This is a genomic window from Kitasatospora sp. NPDC036755, from assembly GCF_040636595.1.
Classification (GTDB): Bacteria; Actinomycetota; Actinomycetes; order Streptomycetales; family Streptomycetaceae; genus Kitasatospora.
In genome coordinates, this window is sequence record NZ_JBEZUT010000362.1 from 1 (window position 1) to 8,393 (window position 8,393).

7 protein-coding genes, 1 tRNA gene and 1 pseudogene are annotated in these 8,393 nt (G+C 73.8%); 3 read left to right on the top strand and 6 right to left on the bottom strand.

The features are described from left to right. Window positions 1-104: 104 nt before the first annotated feature. Window positions 105-1,901, top strand: a pseudogene (locus AB0E96_RS34995) (ATP-binding domain-containing protein); the annotation flags it as partial. 118 nt (window positions 1,902-2,019) lie between these two features. Here the strand turns inward: AB0E96_RS34995 and AB0E96_RS35000 are convergent. Next, the gene (locus AB0E96_RS35000) at window positions 2,020-2,625 is read right to left on the bottom strand and encodes a hypothetical protein (protein WP_359829833.1); all 606 of its coding nucleotides are present in this window, start codon (window positions 2,623-2,625) and stop codon (window positions 2,020-2,022) included. 367 nt (window positions 2,626-2,992) lie between these two features. Here AB0E96_RS35000 and AB0E96_RS35005 point away from each other — a divergent pair, with 367 nt between their 5' ends. Then, a complete protein-coding gene (locus tag AB0E96_RS35005; RefSeq protein ID WP_359829843.1) occupies window positions 2,993-3,199 on the top strand; it encodes a DUF5703 family protein in 207 nt (68 codons plus the stop codon). 151 nt (window positions 3,200-3,350) lie between these two features. Here AB0E96_RS35005 and AB0E96_RS35010 read toward each other — a convergent pair whose 3' ends face one another. The 3 genes from AB0E96_RS35010 to AB0E96_RS35020 form a co-directional block, all read right to left on the bottom strand. Continuing rightward, a complete protein-coding gene (locus AB0E96_RS35010) occupies window positions 3,351-4,247 on the bottom strand; it encodes a chaplin (protein ID WP_359829834.1) in 897 nt (298 codons plus the stop codon). A 368-nt stretch (window positions 4,248-4,615) separates the two neighbouring features. Continuing rightward, window positions 4,616-4,855, bottom strand: coding sequence for a chaplin (locus tag AB0E96_RS35015; protein ID WP_359829835.1), 240 nt, complete (start codon window positions 4,853-4,855; stop codon window positions 4,616-4,618). Between the two features lie 254 nt (window positions 4,856-5,109). Continuing rightward, window positions 5,110-6,441 (bottom strand): M20/M25/M40 family metallo-hydrolase, encoded by a 1,332-nt coding sequence (locus AB0E96_RS35020; RefSeq protein ID WP_359829837.1) that lies wholly within the window; start codon window positions 6,439-6,441, stop codon window positions 5,110-5,112. Between the two features lie 291 nt (window positions 6,442-6,732). On the opposite strand from AB0E96_RS35020, the gene AB0E96_RS35025 reads away from it, so the two are divergent. Then, window positions 6,733-6,817, top strand: a tRNA-Leu gene (locus tag AB0E96_RS35025). 86 nt (window positions 6,818-6,903) lie between these two features. On the opposite strand, the gene AB0E96_RS35030 is transcribed toward AB0E96_RS35025, so the two are convergent. Together AB0E96_RS35030 and AB0E96_RS35035 are read right to left on the bottom strand one after the other, a co-directional pair. After that, the gene (locus tag AB0E96_RS35030; protein ID WP_359829839.1) at window positions 6,904-7,173 is read right to left on the bottom strand and encodes a hypothetical protein; all 270 of its coding nucleotides are present in this window, start codon (window positions 7,171-7,173) and stop codon (window positions 6,904-6,906) included. Window positions 7,174-7,431: 258 nt separating this feature from the next. Then, window positions 7,432-8,393: chloride channel protein (locus AB0E96_RS35035; RefSeq protein ID WP_359829841.1), on the bottom strand; the 962-nt coding region annotated here is incomplete at its 5' end.

Sequence of the window (8,393 nt, forward strand, 5' to 3'; positions counted from 1 at the left end):
CAGGCTCACCATCACGACGACCAGCCACAGGGTGTTGCGCAGGCCCTGCCAGAAGGTCGGCAGGTGGTTGAGGACGTAGTCCCAGTTCTGCAGGCGCCGCCGTCGCCGAGTTCGGCGAGGAGGCCCCGGAGCGGCTGCGCGAGGACCCGTGGTCGGTGCTGAGCCTGCCGGGCGTCCGGCCCGAGCACGCCGACGGCTTCGCCCGGCAGCTGCTCGGCGCCGGCGCCGGGCCGGGCGACGAGCGCCGCGCCCGGGCCCTGGTGCCGTGGCTGCTGGAGCAGGCGGCACTGCGCGGGCACTCCGCCCTGGAGCTGACCGAGGTGACGGCCGGGCTCGACCGGCTCCGGATGCCCGACCCGGCCGGCGCGGTCCAGGCCGCCGTCGCCGACGGGCGGGTGCTGCCCTTCCAGGAGGAGCTGACCGGCGCCGAGGCGCACGCGGCGGGAGGCGACGAGGAGGACGAGGCACCGACCCGGACGCTGCTCGCCCTGGAGGGGCCGGCGATGGCCGAGGACAGCCTCGCCGAGAAGCTGCTCCAGCTGATGGCCGTCTTCGTGCCGGGCGAGGACCCGGACGGGGCCGACGACGGGGACGCAGGCTCCTCCGACGCGGCCGAGGACGCCGGCGACGGCTCCGACGCCGCCGAGGACGGTACGCCGGCCCCGGTCGCCGAGGACTCCGTCGAGCAGCCGCCCGCCGTCGGCCCGAGCGCCTGGGCGGCCGCCGCCGAGGCCGCGCCGTCCTCCTCCGCGACCGCCCTGATCACGGCCGTCGCCGAACACGCCGTGGTGCTGCACACCGGCGGTGAGGCGGCCCGCGCCGAGCCGGCCGCGCTGGTCACCGCCGCCCGGGGCCTCGGGCTGCGGGCCTGGGCCGCCACCTGGACCGACCAGGGCCGGGACTCGCTCGCCGCGCTCACCGGGACCGCGGACGGGGCCGAGGCCCCCGTCGTCACCCTCGCCGAGCTGCTCTCCGGTGCCGCCGGCCCCGGCCGCGCCCCGGACGGCACGCTCGCCCTGGACCTGCTGGTCGTGCTGGACGCCCCGCTGCTGGACGTCGAGCTGGCCGCCGTCGTCCTGGAGTCACTGGCCGACGGCACCCGGCTGGTGCTCAGCGGGGACCCGGGCCAGCTCTGGTCGGCCGGCCCCGGCCGGTTCTTCGCCGACCTGCTGGCCGCCAAGGTCTGCCCGGCGGTCGCCTCCCGCACCCCGGACTTCGGCCCGATCGGCGAGCTGGTCTCCGGCGTCGGCATCGGCGAGCTCCAGCCGGTCGAGGCGCCGGACAAGGAGGTGGTCATCCTGACCGCCAAGGACGCCGGCGAGGCCGTCCACCGCGCCATCCAGTTGCTCACCGACTCCATCCCGCGCGCGCTGGGCATCCCTGTCGAGCAGGTCGTGCTGCTCACCCCGGGCCACGGCGGCCAGGCGGGCACCCGCGCCCTGAACGCCGCCGCCAAGGCCCGGCTGAACCCCGGCCCCGGCCGGTTCGGCGGCTTCGACCCGGGCGACCGGGTGGTCGACTCCCCCGCCCCCGGGGTCACCCGCCCGGCCCGGGTCCTGGACGGCGACGCCTCCGGCCTCCACCTGGAGTATGCGGACGGCTCGCGCCGGACGGTCCCGCCGGCCGAGGCCGCCCGGCTGCGGCACGGCTGGGCGCTGACCGTCCACCAGGCGCTCGGCCGGCGCTGGCCGGGCGCGGTCGTGGTGCTCCCGGAGGACGCCGCCCCGGCGCTCACCCGGCAGTGGGTCTACACGGCCTTCGGCCGCGGCGAGCGGCACCTGTCCGTGGTGCACGCGGCGGGCCCGGCGCTCGTCCAGGCCGTCACCGGGCGCGCGGCGCAGCCGCGCACCACCCGGCTGCGGGCGGTCCTCGCCGAGAACACCGCCGCCTCGGAGTACTGACCCCGGTGTTCCGGACGGCGGTTCCCCGGAGCCGCCGTCCGGAACGCAGGACGGGCGGGCCCGATGATCCCGGGCCCGCCCGTCGCGCGTTCCGGACGGCTTCGCGTCCTGGGCGGCGTCAGTCGTCCGGGTCCTCGTCGTCGTAGACCTCGCTCACGTCGAACCGGCAGATCAGCAGCTGCGGGTCGGCGTGCTCGAAGGGCTCGGGCAGCCACTCACCCGGCTCGGTCGGCTCGGTGGCCGCGACCCAGAGCGTCGAGTCGGCCTCCTCCAGGCCGAACTCCTCGCTGCGGGCGGCGATCTCGTCGGGCTCGTACTCGCCGAACAGCACGCCGATCGCGGCGTTCACCCCGCCCGCGCCGGCTCCGCCCGGCGTCAGCGAATCGTCCAGCCGTTCGGCCTGGGCGCGCAGCCGCTCGGGGTCGACGACGTGGTAGTCGCGGCGGATCAACACGCTGATCGCCTCGGGCTGTTCGGGGCCGTGGTACCCGCCGGGGCCCTCGTCGCCGGGGATCTCGAAGGGCGTCACCTCGTCGTAGGCCTCGTACAGGAGCTGGTCGTAGGCGATGGCGGCCGTCGCGAGCTGCTCGTAAGCGGCGGAAACGGCGGGATCATCAGCTGCGTTGGGGCTTGACACCGCTTCCAGATGACGGTCGATGGCGGCCTTGACCGCCTCAGCGGCGGCGCGTACCTCGGCAATGGTGGGCTGCGCGGCATCAGACATGGTGCAGACGCTATCTCCCCGCGGTGTCGGTACGCACAGCGGTTGTCACCTACACCCGCGATTTCACCGCAACTTCCCCCCTGATGTCCGATCCGCGACGTTTCGTCCCCGCGCGACACCGGCGTGAAGCGGGCGCGGACGGCGCGCGGCGGGCCCGCCGGGGCCGTTGGGGTGCCGCTTCGCGCGCCGGGATCGGGGTATCCCTTCAGCAGTGGCACCAGGACTGATGGACTGTCAGTCGACGACCCGGGTCGCACTCCTTCGGGCCGCCGCTCCCCGCACGGGAGGACGGCCGGAAATGCCCGGGCCGACTGTCCGGGGCAGGCCGTAGGCTTGCCCGAAGGTGATCCCCAGGAGGAGCGTTTTGATCCCACGGAAGCCGGTCCGGCAGCCGGAGTACGAGTACCAGTCCCTGCGCATGCCGCGCGGCACCACGCGCAACGCGGCGCGCCAACTGCTCACCGAGCACGCCGAGTACGGGCACTGGGAGCTCGACCGGTTGAGGCTGTTCCCCGACGGGAGCCGGACGGTCCGGCTGAAGCGGCGGATCATCCGGCAGGTCCGGAACTGGTGACGGGCGGGGTGTCGCGGCTCCGGCCCCGCCCCGCCCCGGGTCCTCACGCACCCGCGGCCGCCCGTTCGCTCGGCGGCCGCGGGTGCGTCGTTCCTGCGGTTGTCACGTGCGGGGCCGGCTCAGCGCCGGCCTCCGCGTGCGGTCGGCCGCGTCAGCGGGCGCCGGCCCGGGCCCGGCGGTAGAGCACGCCGCCGCCGAGCATCAGCGCGAGACCGGCGGCCCCGAGCAGTTCGACGCCGCCGGCGCCGGTGGAGGCCAGCTGGGCGGTCGGCGCCGGGGCGGCCTGGGCGGCCTGGGCGGCGGCGGGCGCCACGACGGCTTCGGCGGCGATGGCCGGAGCGCCGTTGCGCGCGACGTTCACGACCTCCTCGGCGGAGACCTGCGGCGGAGTCGGGCAGGCCTCGACGCAGCCCTCGACCGGCGGGGTCGGGGTGACCGGGGCGGCCGTCTCCACGTTGGCGCACTGGTTGCCGAACGCCGGGTTGCCGACGCCGGCCACGTTGACCGAGTTGCCACAGGCGTTGACCGGGACGTCGACCGGCGCCTGGACGCTGTTGCCGGAGATCACCCCTGCCGAGTTGGCGGTGGTGCCGGCCGCGCTCGCGCCCGGGACGGTGGCCGCATCCGGAACGGAGGTGGCGCCCGGCAGGGAGGCGGTGCCCGGGGTGCCGGCGCCCGGAAGGGAGGCGGCACCCGGAAGGGTGCTGCCCAGGCCTCCGCCCGTCCCGGAACTGTCGACCCCGCCGGCGCCGGCGCTGCCGCCGCCGCCGGTGGCACCCGAACCGCCGCCGGGCTGACCGACCTGGGCGGGCTTCGGCGTTGGGTTGCCCCCGCCGCCGTTGACGTTGGCACAGTGGTTGCCGAAGGACGGGTTCAGCAAGCCGACCACGTCGAGCGTGTTGCCGCAGGCGTTGATCGGCACCTCGATCGGCACCTGCACCGAGTTGCCCGAAGCGACGCCGGGCGAACCCACGGCATCCCCCTGCGCCCCGGCTCCCCCCGCATAGGCGTAGCCGGCGGTCGAGGCCAGCACACTGCCGGTGGCCACGGCCGTGAGGATCCCCTTCTTGGCTACATTCCTCATTTTTTCCCCTGACATTTCGAGACGACGTGTCGACCTTGACATGAACCCTGCAAGAAAGTCGGAATTTCGGTATATCCGTAAATCACGCAAGGGCTTCGGCTGCACACGAGTTAACGAGGGGCCAACAGGGAGGTTGAGCCGAACGAATCGGCTTCACCCGATCGAGCGATCGTGTCGGGCTCCCTGTATCCAGGGCCCGTCGGCGCGGCTCCCGGCCCCGCCCGCACCCCGCCCCACCGGCCCCGGGAAGCGAACGCCCCCGGCGCGGCGCGTCCGCCGCCCGGGGGCCGGTTCGAATCGGCTCAACAGGCCATGACGGCCCGGAGGTCGACTCAGACGTTGGCGCAGTGGTTCCCGAACGCCGGGTTCAGCACGCCGACGACGCTGATGGTGTTGCCGCACAGGTTGACCGGGACGTGCACCGGCACCTGGATCTGGTTGCCGGAGAGGACACCCGGGGAACCGGCGGCCACACCCTCGGCGCCGGCGTGAGCCGAAGCGACACCGGCGGCGGCGAGCACCAGGCCACCGGTGGCGGCGGTGACAGCGGCGATCTTCTTGACCTTCATCATTCCTCCTGTATGGACAAGCAACCCGTTCGGCGGGCTGCACAGGGATGAACGACGCTGCGGCAAACGGGGTACGGAGCGGCTTTCCCATTCACCCTCAGCGGTGAGGTCTCGCACAAATGATCAGCTTGGAATCCCCAGCAGAATCGCTTCTGTCGATCTCCTTCCACCTGTCCCACAATCATCAGCTCGGACAATGCGGCCGGCCCGCCCCCGGCGCTCCGGGAACGGGCCGACCAAGTCGTCTGATCAGGGATTCAGCAGGCGTCGATGAAGCGGTCCAGCACCCGGGCGCCGAACTTCAGGCCGTCCACCGGAACCCGCTCGTCCACGCCGTGGAACATCCCGGCGAAGTCCAGCTCCGGCGGCAGCTGGAGCGGCGCGAAGCCGAAGCAGCGGATGCCCAGGTCCTGGAAGGACTTGGCGTCCGTCCCGCCCGACAGGCAGTACGGCACCGCGCGGGCGATCGGGTCCTCGGCCCGCAGCGCGGTCTGCATCGCCTCGACCAGGGCGCCGTCGAAGCCGGTCTCGATCGCCTTGTCCGAGTGCAGGCTCTCGCGCTTCACGCGCGGGCCGAGAACGCTGTCCAGCTCGGCCAGGAACTCCTCCTCGTAGCCGGGCAGGAAGCGCCCGTCCACGTGCGCGGTGGCCTGACCGGGGATCACGTTCACCTTGTAGCCGGCTCCGAGCATGGTCGGCTGGGCGGTGTTGCGCAGCGTGGTGCCGATCATCTTGGCGATGCCGCCGAGCACGCGCAGCGTCTCGTCCATGTTCTCCGGGTCCAGCTCGACCCCGAGCGCGTCCGACAGCTCGTCCAGGAAGGCCCGGACGGTCTTGGTGATCCGCAGCGGGAACTGGTGCCGGCCGAGCCGGGCGACGGCCTCGCACAGCTCGGTGATCGCGTTGTCGTCGTTCTCCATCGAACCGTGACCGGCCCGGCCCTCGACCGTCAGGCGCATCCAGTGCATGCCCTTCTCGGCCGTCTCCACCAGGTAGAGGCGGACCTGGTCGTTGACCGTGAAGGAGAAGCCGCCGACCTCGCCGATCGCCTCCGTCACGCCCTCGAACAGACCCGGGTGCTTGTCCACCAGGAAGCGCGCCCCGTAGGTGCCGCCGGCCTCCTCGTCGGCGAGGAAGGCCAGCACGATGTCGCGCGGGGGCTTGCGCCCGGTGCGCAGCCGGTCGCGGACGACCGCCAGGGTCATCGCGTCCATGTCCTTCATGTCGACCGCGCCGCGCCCCCAGACGCAGCCGTCGGCGATCTCGCCGCCGAACGGGTCGTGGGTCCAGTCCGCGGCGTTGGCCGGCACCACGTCGGTGTGGCCGTGGATCAGGAGGCCAGGACGGGAGCGGTCCTCGCCCTCGATCCGGACGACGGTCGAGGCCCGGCCCTTGGCCGACTCGAAGATCTTCGGTTCGAGCCCGAACTCAGCGAGCTGCTCGGCCACGTACTCGGCCGCCTTCCGCTCGCCCGGGCCGGAGCCGTCCCCGTAGTTGCTGGTGTCGATCCGGATCAGATCGCGACAGATCTCGGCGACCTCCGACTCCGCCGTCACCTTCGGGGCCGCCGACTCGTTCCGCTCGCTCACGGTCACTCCTCGTCTTGGGCCCGCACCGACGCACCAGCGCGCCACCCCCGGGACCTGCACCCGGGCCGTACGAGCACGTCCGCCCATCCTCCCCCAGCCCCGGATCCCGATCCAGCCCCCGCACGCTCCCGAAACCCCCTGGTCACGCCCCCGCCACACGCCGCCCCTTGCCGTCGCCACCGGCGGCACCGGCCCCTCGGGAACCGTTTTGGGACCCCAAGCCGATCTTTGCTACAGTTACATCTGTCAGCGCGACGGACGAGAGATCGGAAGCCGCGAGGACGACACCCGGTCCGGGTGGCGGAATGGCAGACGCGCTAGCTTGAGGTGCTAGTGCCCTTTATCGGGCGTGGGGGTTCAAGTCCCCCCTCGGACACAGACGAAGGGCCCCAGTCGAACTGGGGCCCTTCTGCTTTTCCCTGTTGGTCTTCCCGCGTTTTCCCCGGGGACCCGTGCCCTAGATCACTCCTGGTTCCAGGTGGCGCCCGCCCCCGTGAAGGAGCCGTAGACGCCGGTGTCGTCGGCCCAGATCCAGAAGTCGGCGTGCGAGAGTCCGTCGGGGCTGACGGAGGACTGGGTGCTGGCGACGCCGGCGCCGTTCTCGTTGGCGATGAACTGGCCCTTGCCGAAGGACGCGTCCAGGCCCTCCTGGGCCGAGGCCAGGCCGGCGCAGCCGATCACGAGCGGGGTGGTGAGGGCGGCGACGGCCAGGACGCGCTGGAAAGAACGCATGAAGATCTCCTCCACGGAGTTTCGGGGTCCGAAGGCGGCGGTGCCGATCGACCCCGCCGCGACTTCAGGGAGCCACGCCCCGCATCCCGCCGCAACCGGCGCCGGGACCCGTACGGCCTCACGCCCCGTCAGAAACGCCGCCGCTACCAGCGAAAATACAGTTCGTATGCTCATTTCTGAGGATCAGTCGACCGGAGCACTCCCCGGGGGGACGCCCGCCGGTGGCCCGCCGGGGGACGCCGGCGCGGGGCCCGGATCTCAGCCGGCCCCGGTGGGCTCCGTCCGGCCGGCCGGGGCGGCGTCCCGCCGCGGCCGGCCCCGCAGCCACTGCGCGGTGATGACGGACGCCACCGTGGAGACGATCAGCAGCGGCATCGAGTCCGCCGCCTCGCCGCCGAGCAGCATCGCGGCCAGGACCGTACTGGTGACGGGCAGGCCAGTGACGGCGGCGGAGGAGGCCGCGAGCCCGACGGCCAGAGCGGGCGCGGCACCGAAGCCGGGCAGCGGCGCACAGGCCGTGCCGAGGGCCGCGCCGAGCAGGATCGCCGGGAAGATCGGACCGCCGCGCAGGCTCCCGAGGGCGATCGACCAGCCCAGCCCCTTGCAGAGCACCAGGGCGAGCAGCGCGCCGACCGGCCAGGCCGCCGGGTCGGCGGCCAGCGCGCCCAGGGTGGCCTGCCCGGAGAGCGCGGCCTCCTCCGGGGAACGCCCGGTCAGCAGGGCGTACGCGGCGAGGCAGCCGCCGACGGCGACCGCGCACAGGACGGTGCGCAGGGCGGTCTGCCGGGCGGTGCCGGTCATGGTGAGGGCCTTCACCCGGCGGCCCACGCCCTGCCCGGCGACGCAGACCAGGGCGATCGCGACGGCCAGCGGGACTCCCCAGAGGAAGTCCCCCGGGTCGGGCACCCCGCTCTTCGGCACGCGCGGCAGCGAGAGCGCGCCGATCGCCAGGCCGGTCCAGTGGCCGAAACCGGTGAAGACCAGCGCGCCGACCCCGCCGGCCAGCAGGCTGGGCAGGATCAGCGCGATCAGCTGCGGGCCGCCCAGCCCGGCCGCCTCGATCAGCATCACGCCGGCCACCAGCGGGCTGCCGAAGATGGTGGAGATCGCCGCGGCCGCCCCGGCGGTGCCCAACACGGCCACCAGCTGCGGCTGTTCGGCCCGCTCGGCGGACCGGACGGCGAGCAGTGCGAGGCCGCCGCCGAGCGCCATCAGCGGCG